The organism is Candidatus Curculioniphilus buchneri endosymbiont of Curculio glandium (genome assembly GCF_964275155.1).
Taxonomy (GTDB): domain Bacteria; phylum Pseudomonadota; class Gammaproteobacteria; order Enterobacterales; family Enterobacteriaceae; genus Curculioniphilus; species Curculioniphilus buchneri.
Map to the genome: position 1 here is coordinate 556621 of NZ_OZ193413.1, position 26993 is coordinate 583613.

Annotated in this window: 12 protein-coding genes, 2 tRNA genes and 2 pseudogenes; 10 read left to right on the forward strand and 6 right to left on the reverse strand. The window is 29.3% G+C overall.

Features of this window, described 5'->3' with window-relative positions; genetic code table 11:
* Positions 1-193 precede the first annotated feature (193 nt).
* The 5 genes from hisS to ndk form a co-directional block, all read right to left on the reverse strand.
* The gene (hisS, locus tag ACICP0_RS01685; protein WP_395480213.1) at positions 194-1483 is read right to left on the reverse strand and encodes a histidine--tRNA ligase; all 1290 of its coding nucleotides are present in this window, start codon (positions 1481-1483) and stop codon (positions 194-196) included.
* 18 nt (positions 1484-1501) lie between these two features.
* A complete protein-coding gene (gene ispG / locus ACICP0_RS01690) occupies positions 1502-2623 on the reverse strand; it encodes a flavodoxin-dependent (E)-4-hydroxy-3-methylbut-2-enyl-diphosphate synthase (protein ID WP_395480214.1) in 1122 nt (373 codons plus the stop codon).
* Between the two features lie 163 nt (positions 2624-2786).
* Positions 2787-3527 carry a helix-turn-helix domain-containing protein gene (locus ACICP0_RS01695; RefSeq protein ID WP_395480215.1) on the reverse strand — a complete coding sequence of 247 codons (741 nt, stop codon included), beginning with the start codon at positions 3525-3527 and terminating at the stop codon, positions 2787-2789.
* Between the two features lie 736 nt (positions 3528-4263).
* On the reverse strand, positions 4264-5406 hold the full coding sequence (locus tag ACICP0_RS01700) for a bifunctional tRNA (adenosine(37)-C2)-methyltransferase TrmG/ribosomal RNA large subunit methyltransferase RlmN (protein WP_395480241.1): 1143 nt from the start codon (positions 5404-5406) through the stop codon (positions 4264-4266).
* A gap of 193 nt (positions 5407-5599) precedes the next feature.
* Complete coding sequence (gene ndk, locus ACICP0_RS01705) at positions 5600-6043, reverse strand: nucleoside-diphosphate kinase (protein ID WP_395480216.1); 444 nt, start codon at positions 6041-6043, stop codon at positions 5600-5602.
* 3026 nt (positions 6044-9069) lie between these two features.
* On the opposite strand from ndk, the pseudogene ACICP0_RS01710 reads away from it, so the two are divergent.
* From ACICP0_RS01710 to gshA, 10 genes and pseudogenes are all read left to right on the forward strand, one after another.
* A pseudogene (locus ACICP0_RS01710) lies at positions 9070-10357 on the forward strand (class I adenylate cyclase); the annotation flags it as partial.
* Between the two features lie 1002 nt (positions 10358-11359).
* On the forward strand, positions 11360-12184 hold the full coding sequence (gene dapF, locus ACICP0_RS01715; protein WP_395480217.1) for a diaminopimelate epimerase: 825 nt from the start codon (positions 11360-11362) through the stop codon (positions 12182-12184).
* A gap of 1169 nt (positions 12185-13353) precedes the next feature.
* Entirely contained in the window at positions 13354-15516 is a 2163-nt protein-coding gene (uvrD, locus tag ACICP0_RS01720; protein ID WP_395480218.1) for a DNA helicase II, read from the forward strand.
* Between the two features lie 337 nt (positions 15517-15853).
* Entirely contained in the window at positions 15854-16804 is a 951-nt protein-coding gene (corA, locus tag ACICP0_RS01725) for a magnesium/cobalt transporter CorA (RefSeq protein ID WP_395480219.1), read from the forward strand.
* A gap of 2836 nt (positions 16805-19640) precedes the next feature.
* A complete protein-coding gene (gene recA, locus ACICP0_RS01730) occupies positions 19641-20705 on the forward strand; it encodes a recombinase RecA (protein WP_395479599.1) in 1065 nt (354 codons plus the stop codon).
* A gap of 416 nt (positions 20706-21121) precedes the next feature.
* Positions 21122-22444 (forward strand): annotated as a pseudogene (gene alaS, locus ACICP0_RS01735) (alanine--tRNA ligase); the annotation flags it as partial.
* A 1321-nt stretch (positions 22445-23765) separates the two neighbouring features.
* Positions 23766-23859 (forward strand) — tRNA-Ser (locus tag ACICP0_RS01740).
* Positions 23860-23866: 7 nt separating this feature from the next.
* Positions 23867-23940, forward strand: a tRNA-Arg gene (locus tag ACICP0_RS01745).
* 230 nt (positions 23941-24170) lie between these two features.
* Positions 24171-24752: a fructose-1-phosphate/6-phosphogluconate phosphatase gene (gene yqaB / locus ACICP0_RS01750; RefSeq protein ID WP_395480242.1), complete on the forward strand. Its 582-nt coding sequence runs from the start codon at positions 24171-24173 to the stop codon at positions 24750-24752.
* Positions 24753-24821: 69 nt separating this feature from the next.
* Positions 24822-26396, forward strand: a complete 1575-nt coding sequence (gene gshA, locus ACICP0_RS01755) for a glutamate--cysteine ligase (RefSeq protein ID WP_395479600.1) — start codon at positions 24822-24824, stop codon at positions 26394-26396.
* A 22-nt stretch (positions 26397-26418) separates the two neighbouring features.
* Here the strand turns inward: gshA and ACICP0_RS01760 are convergent, their stop codons facing one another.
* Positions 26419-26934 (reverse strand): CvpA family protein, encoded by a 516-nt coding sequence (locus tag ACICP0_RS01760; RefSeq protein ID WP_395479601.1) that lies wholly within the window; start codon positions 26932-26934, stop codon positions 26419-26421.
* Positions 26935-26993 lie beyond the last annotated feature (59 nt).

Sequence of the window (26993 nt, forward strand, 5' to 3'; positions counted from 1 at the left end):
GTGTTATTTATTATAGATATTATTGTATTTCTACAGAGTAGATAATAATATCCTATTATATTTGATTTGATATTGATTTGTGTCGTCATTGGTTGACGTAATAAATATCTATAGGAACATGGATAAGTAAATTACAACAATAAGATACAGTGATCATGTTTGGTTATATTGTTTTAAATTAAGGCAATAGAAATTAATCATGTCGTTGATTAAATATAGACGCTAAGCGAATAGCTATATCACTTTGGTTTAGTACTTCTTGATTTCCTGTAGTCAAATCCTTCAGCATCACCTGCTGTTCTGATATTCTTTTTTCCTCTACTACCAATGCTATACGTGCACCATATTTATCAGCACGACTAAGTTGATTTTTAAAACTTCCTCCACCATGATTAGTCATCAATCTCAAAGCGGGAAATGTATTACGTAATCGTTCAGCTAACTTCAGTGCTATACCTTCGACGTTATCGCCTACAGCTATTAAGTAGGCATCTACACGAGGAAGAGAAATGCAACTTGGATTAGCTATTTTCACTAACGATACTAATCGTTCCAAACCCATTGCGCATCCAATAGCAGGAGTAGGATAACTACCTAAGTATTCTACTAAACTATCGTAACGGCCACCTCCGCATATTGTGCCTTGCGCTCCAAGATCAGTTGTGATCCATTCAAAAACCGTTCGATTATAGTAAGTTAGTCCGCGTACTAAACGCGGATTGATCGTATAAGGAATACCAGCTAAGTCTAATAGCTGACATAATTTAAAGAAATGGATTCGAGAATCATGTTCTAAATAATCAGTAGTAAGCATTGGTGCATCATTAAGCAATATCTGTATCTTTGGATTTTTGCTATCTAAAATTCGCATCGGATTGGTATGTATCCGTCGACGGGAATCATCATCAAGATATGCTTCGTTACGCATTAAAAATGTTACTAATGCTTTACGATATTGTACACGTTCTTCTAATGAACCAATAGAGTTAATTTCTAAACGTACATGTTCATTGATACCTAATATATTCCACCAACGAGCTGTAAGCAGTATCAATTCAGCATCAACGTCTGGTCCTTTTTGTCCAAAAACTTCGACACCTATTTGATGGAATTGTCGATAGCGACCTTGTTGTGGCCGTTCATAGCGAAACATTGGCCCAATGTACCAAAAACGTTGCTCTTGGTTATATAATAAGCCATGTTCAATTCCTGCACGCACACAACCAGCCGTTCCTTCCGGACGAAGGGTTAAGCTATTTCCTTTTCGATCAAAAAAAGTATACATTTCTTTTTCTATTATATCTGTTTTTTTATCAATAGCCCGTGTAAATAATAGAGTTTGTTCAATAATCGGTAGTCGGATTTCACTATAACCATAACTTTTCAGTACCTTTTGTACTGCCATTTCTATGCGATTCCAAGAAGCTATTTCTTCTGGTAAATAGTCTTTCATACCGCGAATCGCTCCGATATTATTACTCATACTTGTATCGTACCTACTTTATTTTTCTTTAAAATGATAGGATATACGGTTTTTCTTGTCTAAAATGGTTGCTTTTGCGCGGATACGGGCTTCTAATTGCTCTGTTATCGTTTCATTATTGAAACGTTCATGTTGATGCATGCCATCTTCATATAAACTACTTTTGTTTCGACCACCAGTTATTCCAAGCGTAGAATGCATAGCTTCACCGGGTCCGTTTACAATACAACCAATAATAGACACATCCATTGGAGTAACAATATCTTCTAGATTCTGCTCTAAGGTATTTACAGTACCGATTACATCAAATTCTTGTCGTGCACATGTTGGACAAGCAATAAAGTTGATTCCACGTGAACGAATACGTAAGGCTTTTAAGATATCAAATCCAACTCTTACTTCTTCTTTTGGATCTGCTGCGAGAGAAATACGTATTGTATCTCCAATCCCTTCACTTAATAATAAACCTAATCCAATTGCTGATTTTACTGTCCCACTTCGGGTTCCGCCAGCTTCAGTGATACCTAGATGCAGCGGTTGTTCAATACGATCTGCCAAAAGTCGATAAGCCTGTACTGCCAGAAAGACATCTGAGGCTTTGACACTCACCTTGAACTGATTAAAGTTAAGCTTTTCAAGAATATCCACATGTCGCATGGCAGATTCTAAAAGAGCTTCTGGTGTTGGTTCACGATATTTCTCTTGCAAGTGTCGCTCCAATGAACCGGCATTAATACCAATTCGAATCGGTATATTTTTATCTTTTGCACAATCTATGACAGAGCAAATGCGAGCCTTATTACCGATATTACCAGGATTAATTCGTAGGCAATCTACACCATATTGTGCAACTTTTAGCGCTATGCGATAATCAAAATGGATGTCGGATATAAGTGGTACATTAACCCTATTTTTAATAAATTTAAAAGCTTCAGCAGCATCCATAGTCGGTATAGATATACGTACTATATCAACACCAAGACGTTCTAACGATTTAATTTGTTGTACTGTTGCTTCAACGTCTGTCGTATAAGTATTGGTCATTGATTGTACTGAAATAGGGGCACCATCACCTATTGGTACTTTTCCAACGTAAATACGTTTTGATTTTCGACGGATAATAGGTGCGGAATTATGCATGATTTTCTCCAATTTTTCGATTGAAAAATTCTATTTTACTGCGTATCTAAAGTTAGTTAAGCAACCTGCTTTCATTTAACAAATCGGCTTAAATTTACTTTAATATCGAACGTGTTGTACTTGGGACTATTACCAAGCATTAGCTTCTATGGTGCGTAATCGTTTAAATTAAATTTATTTCTATAATGCCGTATATATGCCGTATAGCATTACTAAAGAGTTTTTTATAATCAGCATTAACAGCTAGCCAGACGTTGTTGGTAGAGTGCGTGATTAGAGAGTACTTATTGGTATACACAGTTTTTATTTTAAATAGATGGGAAATATTAACTGATGATATTAATTTAGTATTATTACGATTATTAATTAAAAGATCTATCTTTAGTTTTTGACTCTGAGTTTCATCACTTTGTGAAGTTAAAATTATCTCTTCCCATGCTAATAATTCAGAGGAATATTGCTCGGTCACACGAGTAAGAATTGATGTTTGGGATTGATTATTTTGTTTCCAGCAAGTAAGTACTAGCCCAATTATTACAAATAGAATTAACCAGGCTAGTATCATTAACCAACTGCCATATTTTTGACTAATTTTTTTCATTGAAAAATTTTGTGTTGATTCTATCGTTGAATCTTTAATCGGAGCTTGTATATGAGTTATTGGCACAAGTTCTGCTTCAGAAAGGTGGACCAATTTTGCATACGAACGAATATAGCCGTGTAAAAATGTTGCAGCAAGATTAGGGTTGGAATAACCTTGTTCGATGTCCTGTATAGTGGAAACTTTTAAGCATAAACGTTCAGCTACAGCTTGTTGGCTTAATCCCATTTTTTTTCTAGCTTGGCGTAAACGTCCACCTGTGGTACTTAGTTCTGTTTGATATTGGAGGGATTCAATATTCATTGGTTAGGAAATGACTGGTATTGTTAGATTATAAATCATTGGTTGTAAGCCTTCTACCATAACGACATAAATCGTTAATTAAGCTAACTGACATAATCAAATTAACCTATAATTAATAAATTATATTTCTATCCGACGATATACATATTGTTATGTGTTCCCCTATATTTCATATTTTATATAGGTATAATATTACTTATGCTAAATTATATAAACGAAAACATCAATAAAATAAATACCTTTCTTTTACATTTATGTAAAAATAGAAATTTACACACATTAATTAAATCTTTAGTAAAGCATTATTTTTTACAATATGTAACAATGCCTTATCCTTGTCATATATAGAACATATACTTTTACACGAAATTAAAACAGTAAATTGTTACTATTAAAAATTCGATTTCTTAGTTGATATCATCAATGATATGTAATATCACTATCCATACAGATAGAATTTCGTTACGTTAGATTTTGCATGTTATTTTATATGTTATTTTAATTGCTGTAATATGTAATTACAAATATTTCAATAATAATTTTCGTTTATTATATTAATAATAATTTGAAATATTTAGGTATAATATCTGTTAGCTTTCTAACGAAATATAAATTTAGTGAAACGTATCCTATTTTTTATTTTTTTAAATTAATTACTTTAACTACTAGAAATAAGCAAAGTTTGTATAACGCTAGATAAATATCTCAGTGTATCACTGGCCATTATATTTTGTGACTAAGTGCTTGTATCATTGATCTGATGATGCGTACTATATCTAGTACGATTTATAATTTTACCTACAAGTTGGCCACAAGCGGCATTAATGTCATTTCCTCGAATCTTACGAACTATAGTGATAAATCCATGATTTTTCAAGATTTGTGCAAAACGATCCACTTGAGTTTTAGGACTACACTGATAAGGTGCATTTGGAAATATATTCCAAGGAATAAGGTTAATTTTACATGGCGTATTTTTTAAACATTGAGCCAATTGATGCGCATGTGTGATGTCGTCGTTAATATGATCAAGCATCACATATTCTACTGTCACACGACTCTGATTAGCTTTCGATTTATTAAGATAGCAATGCACTGCTGACAAGCAAGTTTCAATATTATACTTTCGATTAATAGGCATAATTTGATCACGAATCATATCATTAGGTGCGTGAAGCGAGATCGCCAATGATACGTCTATCATGTTGCCGAGTTTCTCGAGAGCAGGAGCTACACCAGCAGTTGATAATGTCACTTTATGTTTTGATAATCCAAAACCAAAATCATGTAACATAATTTTAATTGCTGATACCACATTATTTAAATTTAGTAATGGTTCTCCCATCCCCATCATCACTATGTTAGAAATGGGGCGATAACTGTTGATTTTATCTATTTTTATGATTTTAATTGCACGCCAAACCTGACCAATAATTTCAAATACACGTAAATTTCGGTTGAATCCCTGTTGAGCAGTTGAACAAAAAGTACATTGTAGCGCACAGCCTACTTGAGATGAAATGCATAAGGTCGCACGGTTATCTTCTGGAATATATACTGTCTCAACGATCTGTTGATGATCAATTTTCATAGCCCATTTAATAGTACCGTCAGATGAACGTTGTTCTCTAATGATCTCTGGTGCATGAATTATCGCTTGTACTTTTAACTTTTCACGGAGTGATTGTTGAATATCAGTCATTTGATCAAAGTTATCACAGCAATAGTGATATATCCATTTCATTACTTGATCAGCACGAAATGGTTTTTCTTTCAATGTTATAAAAAAATCACGCAGCTGCTGTTGATTCATATCAAGTAAATTTTGTTTTGGATTATCTGTGCATGTATTAGCAGCTATGATAGAATGTGTTTTAATGAGAGTCTTTTGTAAATAATTGTAATTGGATATCATTTTATAAGCCTGGTTATACTTTTATATACGTTATATATATAATATTTCGATCGAATGTCGATTATATTATTTTAGTCGAACGTGTAAAAGCATAGATTTTAATTTTAATGCCTGACAGTTTACGGGTTACACATTAATGGCATCTGTTGTTTTATTTTTATGAGTAATTAGTTCGTATACGTGAAAAATATTCTTCGTCAGTAAAGAAATAAGCAATTTCTCGTGTAGCAGAGTGGAAAGAATCTGAGCCATGTACCGTGTTTTCGATTACGCTATTAGCGTAATCAGCACGTAGAGTTCCGACTAATGCATTCATAGGATCTGTAGCACCTATGATTTTACGATTTTGTCGAACAGCATTTTTTCCTTCTAAAACTTGCACGAAAATAGGGCCAGAGATCATAAAAACTACCAAATCATTAAAGAATGATTTATTTTTATGCTCAGCATAAAATCCTTCTGCCTGTTCACGATGTAAGCGCAACATTTTAGCGCCAATCACGGTCAAACCAATATTTTCAAAGCGATTAATGATCGTACCAATAATATTTTTGGCAACAGCATCTGGCTTAATAATTGATAAAGTACGTTCAATTGTCATAAAAATCCCCTAGATTTGTGCATTATGTAATTATAATATTAATTATATCTGAATAAAAACATGAGTCTATAGATTATAAAGTTATATAAGATTATTGTAATTAATATAAAAGTAATATTTGATATTTAAAATATTTAAGTAGATGTATTTATATTATGTAAGTTAAAACTTAGTATGTGTTTTATTAATTTGATTGAATCATTAAGATATTTATCTTATATTTATGTATTTACGTATTTGTTTACGATTAGGTGATCTAATAAATCACTTGAATATTGTTCGTATTGCGACACACAATATATATTGTATAATGTTAAACTACTAATCTTATACTGGTTAGGTTAATATAACATATGGTTGAATTATATTAATAATTTCTATATTAGAAAAATAATCTATAATCGTTAGATGCCATTATTTTTGTATAAAAATCAGTTTTAAATAATTTAATTGACACATTGAATTAATAATTAAAATTATAAACTCTTAAAAGTTAGAAGTAACACTCTAAAATAAATGAACTTTTTAAAATAAAAATTTTTACATTTAAATGTGGTTATTTTCATATATTACTATATATTCCATCTATTTTATTAAAATGCAATTAGTTTTATATTTTATCATTATAAAATTTTTTACGATTATTTATGGTTACTTTTTACTATTATTTTATTAATATTGTTTAAGGTGCTTTAAACTTTGATCCAGTAAATACTGAATTTTGATTCAATTTCAACTAGTTTATAGATATTAAATTTAATATAAAAAGTATTACTACTTAAGGAAGTAACATTTAATTTTAAATATTAAAATTGTATATATTGTTTTATAGATTAAGTATGAGCATACATCGTTTTTATTTCTATCAAACCATATATTAGATATGATTTTTGATCAATTAACAATATTTATGTTCGAACATTCTCTTATATAAGAATTATGCAAACCCTATCGTTATTATCTTAATACAATCCTAATTGTATTTGTTATTATATGGAATATAAGTGCATTAGTTATTCTATATGTTTAATATCTTAACACGATTGTATTTACTATCAGTCTTAACTTAAAATTATCGAATTTACTAGTATGATAGTGACGTGATTGTCCTCGGATTGTGTGAATTTTTTGAAGGAAAAGAACGTAATATTGAAATTATAGTATATTTGACTTATATATTTTCAAAACAATATAAAATATAATGTTTTTATTTATACAATAGTATATCCTTTATATTTTTTAAAATACTGACTTTATCATAAATAAACTGTTTAATTAAGTGATTTCCTAAAAAACTAATGTGAAATACAGTTATATATTGTTATAATCCAATTAATTAACGTATATCTGTAGTGAATTCAATTCATCATGTTAATTAAGATTTTAATACCTTATTTTTGATATTGATAATATACGAATTGTGTATATAAACATTAGGTTAATTTTTTATTTCTTAATACATAACATCACCTTAGTTATACTAGTAATAGTTATTTCTTCTGCTATATTTATAGCCATAGCTTATGTTAAATTCATCCTTGTCATATTTTCAAAATAATTAAACTTGTTGTACTAAATCACTTATATGGTGCCATATTAACATAATATAACTATCGGGAGGAGGAAACTGTCACACTAATTAGATATGAAATATACCAATATAGATTATTTTTATGAGTTTTCCAATTATATTGTTTTGATGACAGAATTGATAAAGCAGTATGTATCGATACAATATCTTCAATGTTGTTAAGATAATCATATCTACATTATGTAATATACAATAGATTTTATAATAACATAAATTGTGCAAAAATTGGTTTTTTCAATGTTAAATTACTAAACTTAGTTTAATGAAGCGATTAAATTAGTTATAGAACAAATAGATTAATAGGTCCATGGTAAGACAAATAATTTTTTGTATATATGTAAACTATGTTTTCTCTGTCATTTAAAATCCATGGATAAATAAGAATGATGTTTTTTAAAAACATAGTTTTAATAAATTATGTAAAATGAAATTTTGTTTTTTCAAAAAATTAATTATCAATTATAATAAAATATTCCTATTTAAATTAAGTCTTTTATTTTCACATAAAAATAAGACTAATTCGATTTTTTACTAGTGTGCATTATCATATTTTTTATTTCAATTACGTATAGATACTGAGTGATGAATCATTAAAATTAATTGGTTTTATGATCTTTTTTAAATGAAAAACATGTTTTAGACTGATCTTCATACGGACATGGTCAATCATGTCCGGTTATTGGAAATTGCATGCCGCTACAATGAGCATAATAAAATTGTGGTTATTTTTAAATTAAGGTACAAATGGCTAATTTTATAATTAGGATGGTCTGTTATTCAATCGAGTGATAGATATATAATTCATGTTAGTAATGCACAACTAATAGTTAGCAAAATATGTCTGAAATAATATGTTAATAGTACTTACATAGTATTATCAATTAATTGAGAAACTTCAGGAAAGTAATCTTATTATATAACATTACTTTCTCTTTTTAAAAATGAAATCTATGTGTATAGCATCATGTCTTTTTGATTAAAAATATTTGTCTAATTTTCTATAATCATTAGTCAATTCAACAATATTGTTGTTAATGCATTATTTTGATTGATGTTTTTGAATAGTATACTAGTAAGCTAATATGAAATATTGTTTTTATCTTTAGTTATGTAAAAATTTTTCATACAGTATCAATTTTTCAGAGAAGTAAATAATATTATGAGATAGTATTCTCATTTAGTTATTTGACACATGTCTAATCTGTTTATCATTTATTAGCTCTTTGAACATTGATAACAAGAAATTATTAGTTTTTAACTGTAAGAAAGTAGATAAAATCATTTTGAATTATTACGAACAATTCATATTCAATTATATTTGAATCGTTCTTTACGATTAATCAGTAAGATGTTAAATTAATTGTGTTTATAATGTTTGTTAGCTCACTGTGTGGGTACTTTTATAGTCAATAAGGTAAAAAGTTATATTCTGAGCATGAGGACGATCAGACGAAACGTCTTGACTTTTATATTGAAACTTTGAAACAAAGACTGGACGCAATTAATCAGCTTCGGATAAATCGCGCCTTATCTGCTATGGGGCCGATATTTCAACATGTCTATAATTTGTTACCAACTTTATTGCACTTCCATCATCCAATGCTTCCAGGATACCTAGATGGTAATGTACCTTATGGTATTTGTTCTTATGTCCCTGATGAGACTCAGCGCTCTTGGATAAATAATATAAGTCGGAAAATGAGTATGTCATTTTCCATATCAAATCATGAAGAACAACCAATCACTGGCGTTTATTCTATGGGAAGTACTTCTTCTATTGGGCAGAATATCCATTCTGATCTTGATATTTGGGTATGCTATCAATCTTGGCTAGATACTGAAGAACGTACTCAATTACAACATAAATGTCATTTGCTTGAACAATGGGCTATTTGCCAAGGTGTAGATGTTAATTTTTTTTTAATTAATGAGCATTATTTTCGACATCACAACAAAAACATGTTGAAAGATGAATTTTACGGTTCAACACATCATATGCTTTTACTAGATGAGTTTTATCGTACTGCAGTACGTTTGGGTGGAAAACGTATTCTATGGAATATAGTACCTGGAAAAGAAGAAGCTAATTATGATGAATATGTTTTATCATTGTATACTTGCGGTGCATTAATACCTAATGAATGGCTTAATCTAGGAGGCCTTGGTGGCACATTATCTATAGAAGAATATTTTGAGTCTAGCCTATATCATCTATATCAAAGTACTATTTCACCTTATAAAGCTGTTTTAAAAACATTATTATTAGAAGCATACTCTTGGGAGTATCCCCATACTAAATTTTTATCAATAAATATTAAACAACATTTACATGACGGTGAGATAGTATCCTTTGGTCTTGATCCCTACTGTATGATGTTAGAACGGATCACTTATTATTTAATACAAATTAATGATACGACGCGGTTAGATATAGTCCGATGCTGCTTTTATTTAAAAATCCGTGAAACGTTATCACAATCTGTAAACAATATACTTTGGAGACGAGAGATTCTAATACAATTAGTAAAAAATTGGGGATGGAATGAAGAAAGATTAATTATGCTTGATAATCTTGCTAATTTGAAAGTTGGCAAAATACGTCAAACTCATAACGAGATTTTAGACATCATGATGAATAGCTATAATAATTTGATTCAATTCGCTCATCGAAACAATTTAAGTATACAAGCTATCCTAAAAATATTGGCGCGTTGATTTATAAATCCTAATAATTATTTCGATAATTATTTTAAGCTCAAATTATTAAATTTAAGGATAAAACTTATTAGAACTAATCTAAATTTTGTCATGTTCTTAATAAACAATAACCTTCAACATATTAATTATAGTAATATGATTAATTATCTCCATTATTAATGGATTTTATCATTAACAATTAAATTATAGTAATATATTTACAATATGAGTATTGAATTGTCAGTATTGAACTAATTGATAATTTTGAAAGTTAAAAAAATTTTTTAAGAATTACATTCTCTATATCAAATGAAATTTGGTAAAATATTAAAGATATTTAAGCAATATTAATTTCAATATAATCAATGTAATATTTGTACTGTAAATATTATTGAATTTAATGTATTAAATCTATACATTTTATATATAATTATTAATTAATATTATAAATTAATAATTATCTTCAATAATCAAAAATTGATTATAGTATCAATATACAAATAACCTGATTTCGTTTAATGTTGGCTATCAAGAATAGTATATTAAATTATTTAATTCAAAAAAATAAGAAAATTAGTCTTAATTCTTACAAGTATTGTTTATTTTAATAAAAGCCATAAATAATTTTTATACGTAAAAATACGTGCATTACACGATTGTTAAGATTTAGTTATTAACTAGTAACGATATTTCATTACAATCATAATATCTATTATTTTTTTATTGATATATAGAAATGAATATTAAGTACATAAAGCATACTATAATTAAAATAATTTATTGTATAATACAGTATATTATTATTAATAATCTACTATACAAAAATAGTAACTTATACTAATATATAAATATTTTAAGTTAATAAACTTAGTTTAGCTCGATATTATAATGTTAATAAAAATGTTAATAAAAATGTAACGTTAGCTTTGAATATAAGTTATTGATATTAGTATCGTCATATAACTATATTCATGCTAATAATAGAATGTATTGTGTTACGTTATTCAGATAGAAAATATGAGGATATTATGCGATTTTCTAAAATGCATGGTTTAGGTAATGATTTCATGGTTGTAGATGCTATAACGCAAAATCTTTGTTTTTCATCTGAAATAATTCGTCGTCTCTCAGATAGACATTATGGTGTTGGATTTGATCAATTGTTGTTAGTAGAACCACCATATGATCCAGATTTAGATTTTCACTACCGTATTTTTAATGCAGATGGTAATGAAGTCGCACAATGTGGCAATGGTGCCCGTTGTTTTGCTCATTTTGTACGTATGAAGAAGTTAATAAATAAACTTGAAATTCATGTTAGTACTCAAAGTGGACGTATGGTTTTAACCATTACTGAAGATAATTTAATATGTGTCAATATGGGAGAACCTAATTTTAATCCCCAACAAATACCATTTTGTACAGAACGAGCCGAAAAAATTTATATTTTTCGTGCCGCAGAACAAACTATATTATGTGGTGTAGTTTCTATAGGTAATCCGCATTGTGTGATTGTCGTAGACAATGTAGAAACAGCGCAAGTTTCAACACTTGGTCCAGTACTAGAAAATCACGAACGTTTCGCTGAATGGGTTAATGTTGGATTTATGCAAGTCATCAATCGTGGTCACATTCGATTAAGAGTGTATGAACGAGGTGCTGGAGAAACACAGGCTTGTGGTAGCGGTGCTTGTGCTGCTGCTGCAGTAGGGATTACACAAGGACATCTAGCAGAACAAGTACGAGTTGATCTTCCAGGAGGACAGCTTGCAATTAATTGGCGCGGCCCCGGTCATCCATTGTTTATGACTGGACCAGCTGCTCACATTTATGACGGGTTTATCCATCTATAAAATAAATAGAAAAAGAAATATGCATATTCTATCAATATAGAACTTCAAGATAATGTTAATATATTCCCTATTATTCATCAATAATATCTATCTATTAGATAATAAATTTGTTAAACGTAATTTGTATTTTATTGTTACATTAAAAACAACGACATTATTTAAATAATGAAATAATATTCAATAATTTGAACACTCAAAAAAACTTATCATAAATCACGAATAATTTTATTACTAAAGAATTTATTTTGATTGAATGTTTTTATTTTAAAATATTTTTTTATATTTTTTGACTCACTAAATGCATATAGTTAAAATTAAGTGTTACTTTCATATATCGTGATTTTTAATACAAATTTATGCACTACCTACACATAGGTATAAAAGAACATAATATTACTGTTGAATTTTCATGTATTTCGTTATAAGAATTACATTTAAAAAAAGATTTTTAAATAAAGATATTTAAATAAAAAACATAAAACACCAATGTAATATTAAATATTATGCTGATAACGAAAATAATAATGTTTAAATTAAAATATAAAACTATTATGATTAGGTAATAGAAAATGTATGTTTATTGTTTTTTTGAACATCATGTTCATTTTCTCTTTGATTTCAATGAAATATTTTTAATATTTAATAATTATTTTTATCAATCAAATATTTATATAATTTTAAGGATGTTGTTATCCTATATTATAGATGGACTATAAATAAATTTCAAGCATCTACATATTGATTTAATACTATAATTAAACAGATTCATTTAATGAAAAAGTATTGCTTTGTCAAATTTATTTGAAATCAATGCCAGCTTTACACAGATATACAATCTATATATACTTAAAATATTCTAAAATCAATTTTTATTTTTCTACATTTTATTAGAATTATTAGCGTTATTTGAAATACATCGCATGTTGTATCAACATTGTATACAACATTAAAAAAGATTACATTAAATAACAAATATAAAATCTAGATATTTTTATCAAAATATGATAAAATTAGACAAGACATTTTACTATGATTTTAGCACTATTAGGAAATATTCGAAAATAAATTTCATTATCATTGATGCACAGTTTTATATCTATAGTTTTATAGTAAATATTTCTAGTAATTTTTACAAGTAACTTAATTATTTTTTATGTTGAAAATTATTCATGAATGTTTCTAATTTATTCAAAAATTTAAATGATAATCAACGGAAAGCTGTAGTTTCATCGCGTAATAATATGTTAGTACTAGCCGGAGCTGGAAGTGGTAAAACTCGAGTACTGGTATACCGAGTTGCTTGGCTTCTATTAGTTGAAAAATGTTCTCCTGCTTCTATTATAGCAGTAACATTTACTACTAAGGCAGTAGGAGAAATGCGTAATCGCATTGAATTTCTACTGAAAAGCAAACAAAATAATATGTGGATTGGTACTTTTCATAGTATTGCCCATCGCTTGTTACGTTACCATTATATAGACACTAATCTACCGCAAAACTTTCAAATTATTGACAAGGAAGATCAATTACAGTTAATCAAACGATTGATACGAACTATGAACCTAAATGAAAAAACATGGTTACCACGTCAGATAATGTGGTATATTGATACTAAAAAGGAGAAAGGATTACGTCCACATCATATTAAATTCTCAGAAAATTTAATAGACAACACTTACCAAAAAATCTACCGAACTTATCAAGATATGTGTGATCGTGCTGGCATAGTAGATTTTTCTGAATTGCTACTACGTGCTTATGAATTATGGCTGCATAAACCACACATTTTATATCATTATCAAAAGCGTTTTTCTAATATTCTTATAGATGAATTTCAGGATACTAACCAAATTCAGTATTCTTGGATTCGTATGTTAGCAGGCTATGACAATAGTGTCATGAGTGTTGGTGACGATGATCAATCAATTTATGGTTGGCGTGGAGCACAGGTTGCAAACATTCATCGTTTTCTTCATGAATTTCCAAATGTTCGAACTATTGTTTTGGAACAGAACTACCGTTCTACCAGCAATATTTTAAAAATAGCAAATACCCTGATTGCCCATAATGGCAATAGATTAGCCAAAAGTTTATGGACAGCGAGTGATATAGGTGAGCCTATTGTGCTTTATTGTGCATTTAACGAATTAGATGAAGCGAATTTTGTTGTTAACTGTATTAAAGCTGATCAAAAAAAAGGACTAGTACTTAAAGATTGTGCTATTCTTTATCGCAGTAACGCGCAATCACGCGTGTTAGAAGAAGCATTGCTTCAAATAGGATTACCATATCACATTTATGGAAGTGTACGGTTTTTTGAACGTCAAGAAATAAAAGATGTACTTGCCTATTTGCGACTTATCGTCAATCGTCATGATGACGCCGCATATGAACGAATCGTTAATAGGCCAACACGTGGTCTTGGTGACCGTACATTAAATTTAATAAGACACATTGCTCAAAATCGACAAATTACGTTGTGGAAAGCTAGTCAAGTACTGCTACAAGAAAAAATGTTATCAGGCAGAACTGCATCTGCATTGCAAAAATTTCTTAATTTACTAGACATGTTAGAATCAGAGACAATAGAATTACCATTGCATGTACAAACCGATGTAGTGATTAAAAATTCTGGTCTTTGGAAGATGTATGAATGTATACAAGGAGATAACAGTCAAACTCGTATTGATAATCTTGCAGAATTAGTGACTGCTACTCGCCAATTTAGTGTTAACAATAATAAAGATAAAGATTTATTATCTTTATTCTTGTCACATACTCTTCTAGATGAAGGAGTAGGCCAGGAAAATATCCATCAAAATGCAGTGAAATTAATGACGTTACATTCTTCTAAAGGATTAGAGTTTTCTCAAGTATTTATTGTTGGTATGGAAGAAGGCATGCTACCAAACATGATGTCGTTAGATCAAAGTGAACGTATAGAAGAAGAGCGTCGTTTGGTATATGTAGGAATTACTCGCGCAATGAAAAAGCTGATAATTACTTATGCTAAGAATCGAAGATTATATGGAAAAGACATAAACCATCAACCTTCTCGTTTTATTGATGAAATGCCAACTGCATGCATTAAAGAAGTGCAGCTATGCAATTATGTCACCCATTTAGCTGACAATCCGTGCATAAATGTGCTAACTAAGGAAGAAAATTTCAGCAATTTTAAATTTGGCCAGCGAGTTCTCCATCCACAATTTGGTGAAGGTAGAATAATTAATTTCAAAGGAAGTGGTAAACATAGTCGATTTCAAATTGATTTTCGACATAAAGGCACTAAATGGTTAATAGCAACTTATCCTTTTTTAAAAAAAATATAATGCTGGAAAATAAGGTACACTTTGTACACTATTATATTTTATATAAACTGATTAAATGGTGTTTCACATTATTAACAGATTTTTTTATCTCAGGAAAGGTTACGCCTTGAATATCCCTGGTAGTAGATACTGGCTCATTAATCTGTCTATTACATAATCACGCTAAGTTATCTTATACGGCTGACACTGTCATTGGTTATTATCAGCGACTTATAGTTTAGTGTCGCATAGAGTCAAATCTTTGATACTTTGATATTCAATGGTACTGTTATGTTACCTTATATTACTATATACTGATGCGTTTTCCATTCCTTATCTCATAGGATAATTAAGGCGTATGCTTCATGCATTTCAATTAGATAACTATCGGTTGTCACGTCTTGACGCTGACAAACCAGGAACTTTATTTAAATCAGTTTGGATAGATTTGATAGAACCTGGAGATGAGGAACGAAATCGGATCCAACATGAATTGGGTCAGAGTTTAGAAACATGCCTTGAATTAGAGGATATTGAGGCATCGGCTCGGTTTTTTGAAGACGAAGATGGTTTACATATTCACTCTTTTTTCTTTTATGCCGATTCTGATGATCATGCCGGAAACACTACTGTAGCATTTACTGTTCGCAATGGTCGACTTTATACTTTACGTGAACGTGAATTGCCAGCATTTCGATTGTATCGAATGCGCACTCGTAGTCAGACATTGATTGATGGAAATGCTTATGAATTATTATTGGATTTATTTGAAACAAAAATTGAGCAGTTAGCAGATGAAATTGAAAATATTTACAGTGATTTAGAAGCACTCAGTTTAGTCATTATGGAAGGACATCAAGATGATGAATATGATAAAGCACTTTCCACACTTGCTGAGTTAGAAGACGTAGGATGGAAGGTTAGATTATGCCTAATGGATACACAGCGTGCACTGAACTTTTTAGTCCGAAAAACACGTCTACCATCGGGACAATTAGAACAAGCACGGGAAATTTTACGCGATATTGAATCTTTATTGCCTCATAATGAATCGTTATTTCAGAAAGTAAATTTTTTAATGCAGGCAGCAATGGGTTTCATCAATATAGAACAAAATCGTATTATCAAAATTTTTTCGGTTGTATCGGTTATTTTCTTACCACCAACGTTGATTGCGTCTAGCTATGGGATGAACTTTGAATTCATGCCAGAACTCAAATGGTCTTTTGGTTACCCTGGTGCCATCCTTTCAATGATTTTAGTGGGTTTAGTACCTTATATTTATTTTAAACGTAAAAATTGGCTATAACTACAAATATTTATTAATGTAGATAACATGGCTTAATAATATTAAGATTAATCTTAATTAATTAGGTTAGTATTTAACCTTATAAAAAAATAAACTTCAAATTATTATCTACTATTTAAATTTAAGTCCGATATTGGATGGATAACTAATATTCACTAATTTATGATTATGTGCATTTTAGTTAACACAATAACTATCATTTAATGATAATTATTACTATCTAACTAAATTATTTTAGTTATAATTCTTTTTTTATAATAAATTTTATTTCTTATTATCTATTTTATAATAGTGATTGATGTATTTGTTACAAAAATAAATTTCATAATAGATAATGAGGTAAAGATAATTAAACTTTTATACTGTATAAAAAAATAACTATAGAATGAAATTCTGATGATATTTATTATTAAATAATAAGTATCATACTCTTTATAAAAAAGAGATTGACATCTCATCATTGAATTTTTAATTCATTTTAAATTTTAATAAATATTGATTTCACATAAAAAATACTCTATTCTAATATTACTATTTAAATGTTAAATCCTATGATTTAGGACATAAATTGTCTTGTTCATTGTCATTTGATAAGTATTTTATAAGCATTCTATTTACATTTTTTTAAATTTATTCCATAAAATTACATTCTATGTATATAGTAAATTACATTATCTTCTTAAGATAAATATAAAATTGAAAAATTATTTGAATTTAATGTTAATCTACATCTATGATTTATAAATTAACAATTTTGTTTAAATAACTTCGATAATTTAATTTATATGTAAATAGTTATAATGCAAAATAAAATATTGCTAGAAAATTACAAACTAACTAAAATATCTAGTAATAGATTACTACTTAATATTAATATCTACTTCTAGTAGAAGTCATTGATTCATTATATTTTATATGGAATATATACATTTTAAGATTATATCTTAGTTTAAGAATTCTGATCAATACTTCAATATTATTTGAAAACTATCAAAGTTATAATATAGGTTAATCAAAAAAATTTTATCTAATATTATTAATGATAATTCTGCTAAATTTAATAAAATTATTAGAGTGATTGACTATGTTAAAATATCTTTATGATTATAAAGATCAAATATTTATATACATAGAATAGCGTCAGCATATTGATGCATTTATAGTGTAGTAGACTATATAGAATATTATTAATATATAAAAAATTATTATTAATGATATATTATAAATTAATTAAATATTTATTAATGAATAGAATGACTATTCTCTATTATGAATAGAGGTTTTATATATTTTTTAATTTTTATTATTTTTAATAATTAAAAAGGTATTTTCCATTGCAAAAAATTTACAATAAATAATTGTCAATCTTTTAAATTTAAATATTTAACACGATTAAAATTCATCTTTTTTCCAAAAAGATTTCTCCTTGATCTGTAGGACACATGATTTTTTTAAAAACATTATTTTAATTATATGGACATATAAGAATTTAATTCTTTTTCAAGAAAATATAGTATATATACTATTTACATCTAGTATATATATCATATAGTAATTCCAATCACAATTGACCATAAAATTATCCCCCCCTTATAGTTTATAAGGATTGTATGAATTCAATGTTATTGAATATTTTACCTAATAGGGTATCTAGATTGACTATCGTCGAAAACAACTAAATTCAAATTACTGTTGAATAGTGCCAATTATGATCATGATAGACTAATAATGATGTAATTCATATTAATTATAGAATCAATATTAGTTAGAAGGATCTATAGTATAAATTGCTAATTAATTAATAAATAATGTTTGATAGAGGCTAATATAATCTTTTTAAAAATATTTTATCTATAACGTCTTAATATCACATCTTATGTGATAATGTTATCTACGATAATACATATGACTCTTTTATAATACATATATAATACATATTTATAATACATAAAATCTATAGCATTGTAAAAGTAAATAGCTATTTCATTAAGCTTTGTCTGCTCATTATAAAATAACTATACTAAGAATAGTATATATAGTATATAATCTATTATATAATTCATTAAACTTAAACTATTAAAATATAATGTTAGAAATTAATCATAGCAATATAGATATATGTTCTATAGCTTAGAGCATGATATACTATTTATCATTATAAAATATAATATATAAATCATCATAAATAATGATAGATAATAGATAATAGTAACCATATATCAAACAAAATATATATATTCCATTTTTTGAGAAAATATTAATTAAATATTACACGTGTAATAATGCTTCATGTAATCAATCAATTGATTCTTTTATCAAGGTATATATAGGAAAAGTAAATGATAGAAAACATGTTTTCTCAATTAGCTCATTTTGTATGCAACTATATCCTTTAAATATATTAGATAAAAGTTAATCTATTTAATAGATAATGCATTAGCGTTATACAAAATAGGTATAGACATAGTAAACAATTAATAGATTAGCATCTTTAATAATTCTATTATATTTAACAATCAATATGCAATCAAAAAAAGATAATATCGTTACTTCTGATATAATCAGAATCTGACACTCGATTGTGTAATGTAATTCAGGGATAAAACCAAGTAAACGTTTTTTACCTAACTTGAGTATAAACTTTTAAGTGAAAATCAAAAAATGTACATGAACAAATGTGCATTTCACGTGTATTACGTTATTTCTAATATAGTCTATAATATATTCATTTGATACTGTATAATAACATAATATACTAGATATCCTCCGATATATTCTTAATTTTTAAAAAAATGAACAAGGTGCGATCTCTCTTGCTGCTTAATTAGGAGTTACAATGGCTATTGACGAGAAAAAAAAAAAGGCGCTAGCGGCAGTATTAGACCAAATTGAAAAACAGTTTGGAAAAGGTTCCATTATGCGTCTAGGTGAAGATCGTTCCATGGACGTTGAAACCATTTCCACGGGTTCTCTATCTTTAGATATTGCGTTGGGTACTGGGGGATTGCCCATGGGTCGTATTGTTGAAATTTATGGACCTGAAGCGTCAGGTAAAACTACTCTGACATTACAAGTTATTGCTACAGCACAAAAAGAAAGAAAAACTTGTGCCTTTATCGACGCTGAACATGCTCTAGATCCTATTTATGCTAAAAAATTAGGCGTGGATATCGATAATCTTCTTTGTTCTCAGCCAGATACTGGTGAACAAGCATTAGAGATATGCGGTGCGCTAACTCGGTCCGGTGCTGTCGATGTGATTATTGTGGATTCTGTAGCTGCATTGACTCCGAAAGCGGAAATTGAAGGTGAAATTGGTGATTCTCACATGGGTCTTGCAGCCCGCATGATGAGTCAAGCAATGCGTAAATTAGCAGGAAATTTAAAAAATGCTAATACTTTGTTGATTTTTATTAATCAGATTCGTATGAAGATTGGTGTTCTATTTGGTAATCCAGAAACTACGACTGGTGGTAATGCACTTAAATTTTATGCCTCCGTTCGTCTAGATATTCGCCGTATCGGATCAGTAAAAACAGGAGATATAATAGTAGGTAGTGAAACCCGTGTTAAAGTAGTAAAAAATAAAGTAGCTGCACCGTTTAAACAAGCTGAATTTCAAATTATGTATGGAGAAGGCATTAATATTTTTGATGAATTACTCGAACTTGGAGTTAAATATAAACTTATTGAAAAAGCAGGTGCATGGTATAGTTACCGTGGAGAAAAAATTGGCCAGGGAAAAATGAACGCATGTAATTTTTTAAAAGAACATAAAGAAATCTTTACTAATTTAAATACAACATTAAGATCAATGTTATTACATAACGTTAATTATAACAGCTTAGTTAATCATTCTACAGCTGTAGAAAATATAGAAATTAGTAAACAAAATGAATAGTGTTAGATGTGGTTCCCTAAACAACGATAGAGACTACAGATCGCCAATAACAATTTCTATGATTTTAGGAACATATTTCAGGCATTGCATACAGAAAGTTAGAGAGGCGGGCTAATAATGATGTGCGTTATACTTGAGATAATTAATTTATAAATAAAATAATTAAAATTAATCTTTATGTACAAATCAAAAAGATAGGCGACATAAACATACCATAATATACTTTTTTCAAAAAAAAGTTTTGTATATAGAGTGTAACGTGGTGATATAAATCACAAAGTTGATTCGTCATTAACTAATGATATATTTCGCCGAAGTTGAAGTATAGTGTTATTTCTTATCTAAAGATATCTAACAATAGCATTTATTATTTAATATTCAATATTGAATTTTATTCACATAATTTTGAGAACACTATGAGCAAGAGTACTACTGAAATCCGTCAAACATTTTTAGAATTTTTCCATAGCAAAAATCACCAAATAGTAAAAAGCAGTTCTCTAGTGCCTGATAAAGATAAAACATTGCTGTTTACCAATGCCGGTATGAACCAATTCAAAGATGTTTTTTTAGGTTTAAAACATCCTTTTTATCGATGTGTTACAACGTCACAACGCTGTGTTCGGGCAGGTGGAAAACACAACGATTTAGACAAAGTCGGTTATACCGCCCGTCATCTCACATTTTTCGAAATGTTAGGTAATTTTAGCTTCGGTAGCTATTTTAAACGTAACACTATTCAGTGGGCTTGGGAATTGTTAACAAGTTCAAAATGGTTTAATTTACCAAAAGAAAAGCTTTGGGTCACAGTATATTTCACTGATAGTGAAACTTATCAAATTTGGTCTAATGAGATAGGATTATCGAGCGATCGCATTATCAGTATTGGTGATAACAGGGGTAAAATATATGAATCAGACAATTTTTGGCAAATGAGTGATACTGGTCCTTGTGGACCATCTTCGGAAATTTTCTATGATCATGGCAAACATATTTCAGGTAGTCTTCCTGGTAGCCTCAACGAAGAAGAAGGAGATCGTTATACTGAAATTTGGAATTTGGTATTTATGCAATTTGATCGACAAGCTGATGGCACACTATTACCTTTACCAAAACCTTCAGTAGATACAGGAATGGGATTAGAGCGTATTGCAGGAGTATTGCAAAATGTCCATTCTAACTATGATATCGACATATTTAAATATCTTATTGCTGCTGCAGCAGAAATAACAGGGGCCGAAGATTTAAATAGCAAATCTCTGTGCGTTATTGCAGATCATATTCGATCTTGTGCTTTTTTAATTAGTGATGGTATTCTTCCTTCAAATGAAGGAAGAGGATATGTATTACGTCGAATAATTCGACGTGCAGTTCGTCATGGTAGCATGTTAGGTGCTAAACATACCTTTTTTTATAAGTTAGTTTCTCCATTAATTTCAGTAATGGGTTGTACTGAAGATTATTTAAAACGACAGCAGTTAATAATAGAGCAAGTATTACAATCGGAGGAAGAACAATTTTTCCGTACTTTAAAACGAGGTCTAGCTCTTTTAGATAAAGAGTTGTCTAAACTTAGTGGAAATATTCTTGATGGTGATATCGCTTTTCGATTATACGATACCTATGGTTTTCCTCTGGATATGACTGCCGACATATGTCGTGAACATAATCTTTATGTTGATGAGCGAGGATTTAATCATGCCATGGAGTTGCAGCGCCACCGTGCTCGTCAAAAATCTATCAAACTGAACAATCATACAGAATTTTGATGATGTATTATATACCGACTGGAGTATAATTCTTTTGAATGTCAATATCTAAAACATTGAGGTTAGTGAGGTAATTTCTATTACCTAAAATGATCAAGATTATATCTGAAGTAATAGGTAATAAAAAACATAACACAATTATTTATCATTTTAATACACATAGTTGCGAAACATTAACAAAATACATATACAGTGGCTTGATAGATCTAATATGATATTGAAGTTGTATCGGTTTTAAACCTTTCTTCTACCTATCTTTTATACGCCTATTTGTATCAAATACTTAATATGTAACCTAGACAGATTGATTAATCGCTTCCGATTACTATAAGGTTTAATCGTTTTGCATAATAATGATTATGCAATCAAATCATAAGTCGTCAAGTTAAGGGAACAGTTAACCAATACATCCTGATTGAATCATCTAAAAATATATCAATAAAAAAATTTGTTTTACGCAATTATATAAATAGTAGAGCTTACAGATAAGAAAAATTTCTACTACTATTTTAGTAGAAATATTAAATATAATGCAGAATAATTTACATTACATGAAACAAATTAATTATTAGCAATAAAATTAGTAAACTGAGCAAGAGACAGACTAAATGTAATATATGAAACATTAAAAGAATAAGTATTCTACTTATTAGAATAGCTAGAAAATATCAAATCTAAAATATTACATACCATGGTGAATGGTCTAAAAAAACTAATTAATAATTAGAAATTTTACTTTTATTTTTCTATCGAAAAATAAAATGTTTTGATTATTTTATTAAGAGATAGAACTGATTATATTGAAGTTAATATGATAATTACCGACGCTTTTGTATAGAATCTTAGACAATGGTAGTTGAACCTAATATAAATAGGAAATAACGATGTCAATGGATTACTAATGACTTTAATACAGTGTTTGATATAATTACTAGTCAATACATGATAAAAAATCAAATTTTTATTGAAACAATCCTAATTAATCATCACCAAAATCAATATAATTATATTGACTATAATATATATCAATATGGGAAAAGAACTCATTTTATGCTGCAATATAAACGAATTCTTCTAAAAGAAGAATATATATATTAAAAAATAAATACATGTATTATATCTAACATTATAACTAATTTCTTATTAAAATTTAAATTTTAATAATACAATGTATGTGAAGTATGTTACGAGTAACATAATGGTTTTTTTAAAAGTAAAAAGAATTTGACTTATTAAGTTTAAAAAGTAGTATATACAATATATATATGTTATAGTGCTTCAAGCGCCCATAAGTGAGGTGGCCGAGAGGCTAAAGGCGCTCCCCTGCTAAGGGAGTATATAGTTAACGAACTGTATCGAGGGTTCGAATCCCTCCCTCACTGCCATTGTTATGCATCCGTAGCTCAGCTGGATAGAGTACTCGGCTACGAACCGAGCGGTCGGAGGTTCAAATCCTCCCGGATGTATCATTCTTAATATTTTTTAATACATTAAAACATTGTCTTCTTGTTATTTGCTCAGTATTTCTATGCTATCTGTAGATATAGGTGCTAATAGACGGAAGATCGCCTATGATCAGACAGTTTATAACTAAAAACTATGCGAAAAGAGAAATATTCTTGCTATTGGAATCAATAATGATGTTATCAAACTGCGCTTAAATGAACACTTATTTTACGGTATTGGATGAGAAATGATCTATGATAAGTACCAAGGATTAATTTTTGATATGGATGGTACATTAATCTATACGGAAGCTACGCATAGAAAAGCATGGAAGCAAGTATTAGAACCACATGGCATGCATTTCGACGAAGCAAAAGTAGTTCCGTTCAATGGATCGCCAACCTGGCGTATTGCAAAAATGATTATTGAAAGTCATCAAGTAAATATTGATCCTTATCAATTAGCTCGTGAAAAGACCAAAGCATTAAATGCTATTTTATTTGATGATGTTTCCATATTACCCATCATCGATATAGTCAAGAACTATTATGGTAAACGTCCAATGGCAATTGGTACCGGTAGCGAACATTCGATGGCAGAAGCTTTATTGCGTCATCTTGATCTTTTACACTATTTTGATGTTATTGTTGGAGCTGATGATGTAACCCATCACAAACCTAATCCACAAACATTTTTACGCTGCGCAGAATTAATTGGTGTTCCCCCAGAATGTTGTATAGTATTTGAAGATGCTGATTTTGGTATCATGGCCGCACAAGCTGCCAATATGGCGTATGTCGATGTTCGAATTTCAGACTATAAACATTCTTAGTAAGAAGACTGTATCAGTATTGGATTTCTTAAATTAATTTTAAAATTATTATCTATACGGGTGATTAATTTGATCCCAAATGTATCAAATGCGCTTGCCTGGCTAGAATATAATCCCCAAGCCCTAAAGGGCATTCGTCGAGGCATAGAGCGTGAAGCGCTACGTATTAATGTAGATGGAAGTTTAGCAACAACCTTCCATCCTAAAGCGCTGGGTTCGGCATTGACCCATAAATATATTACTACTGATTTTGCTGAAGCATTATTAGAATTTGTCACGCCAGTGAACGATGATATAGATCGTACGCTAACGATATTACGGGATATTCATCGTTATGTAATTCGCCATTTAGGAGAAGAACGATTATGGCCGATGAGTATGCCATTTTTTGTTAATAATCACCATCAGCCTATTGTGTTGGCTCAATATGGCTGTTCTAACATAGGACGTATGAAAACGCTATATCGACACGGGCTCAAAAATCGTTATAGTGCACTAATGCAGATGATTTCTGGCATACACTATAATTTTTCATTACCACTAACTTTTTGGAAAACCTATTCTGGCGTAACTGATGAGTTAAGTGGTCAAAAAATAATTTCTAATGGATACTTACAATTAATTCGAAATTATTATCGATTTGGCTGGATTATTCCTTATTTTTTCGGAGCTTCACAAGGTGTGACCAGATCATTTTTACGTGGTCGTACTACAAATTTACGCTTTAAAAAAGGGCCGTCTGATCTTATGTATTTGCCATATTCCACATCATTACGTTTAGGTGATATAGGATATATGAACCATCTTCAAAATCAGCTTGATATTACTTTTAATGATTTAGATGAATATATTTTTAGCCTGAAACAGGCAATGGAAAGACCATCTATTGATTACCAAAAAATAGGACTGCAGAAAGATGGTCGATATCTACAACTCAATACTAATATGTTACAGACTGAAAATGAACTATATACGCCCATACGTCCTAAACGGGTCACGCAGGGAAATGAATCAACATTGGATGCGCTGGTGCGCGGGGGAATTCAATATATTGAAGTACGTTCATTAGATATTAACCCCTTTTCATCAATAGGAATTGATGAAGAGCAAGTACGTTTTTTAGATCTTTTTTTAGTTTGGTGTACATTAGCTAAAGCGCCTATAATGAATTCAAAAGAGTTATTATTAACTCGGATAAATTGGAATCGTGTAATCTTGGAAGGTCTTAAACCTGGTTTAATGCTTTTCATTAACCATTATGGTGATCAACAGTCACTAGCTAGTATTGGTAAGCTATTATTCAAAGATTTACGTCGCTTGGCTAAAATTTTAGATCAAAATGATAGTGGTAATATGAGTTACCAGAAAGTCTGCGACAAACTTGTTAAAGCACTGGATTGTCCTAACCTTACTTTATCCTCTAGATTTCTAAATAAATTAATTCAACATGGTATGGGTAAATTAGGACTCATTTTAGCTAATGATTACCGACAAACTCTGCTCAAGGAGCCATTACAGGTAATGAGTACAGCTGAATTTAACAAAGAACAATTGCAATCCTGGTGTCGACAACGTGCGTTAGAAGAAACAGATATCTTGAGTTTTGATGACTTTTTGGCAAAAAACAAGTTTCCTAAATTCTAATATTGTTCCACATGAGATATTTTTAATACTTAATTAATGAATTAATGAACAGGATTAAAATAGAATATTTTTTAATTAGATAATTAAAAAATATTCTTATTAAATCATTAGCTTGTTGTATTAAATATGTATTATTCCAATCTTTGCTGTGAGACCAATTTGTGAATCTATCGACTAAGTAAAGCATTGCTGATCCGATTAAGATTCCACGTAGAATACCGAAACATATACCTAATACCCGATCAACATGAGATAAATCAGTCTGCTTGATCATTAAATAAATTATATGATTAATATATCCTCCTATAATAAGAGTAATTAAAAAAACTAGGATTATTGCAGTCGCATTTTGTATAATTACCTGTTCAAAAAAATGTGAAAAAACCCAATGCGCGGCATAATGATAATAATGACTTGTAATAAAAATCGCACTAGCCCAATTTACTAAGGATAATACCTCTCGGACAAGACCACGAATAAAACTTATGAAAGTAGACAAAAAAATAACAGCAATTATTACATAATCAAGCCAGATCATCTGTATCCTTTTGAGTTGTATGTTCAATTAGCTAATAATTTTAAATACGTACTGATAAA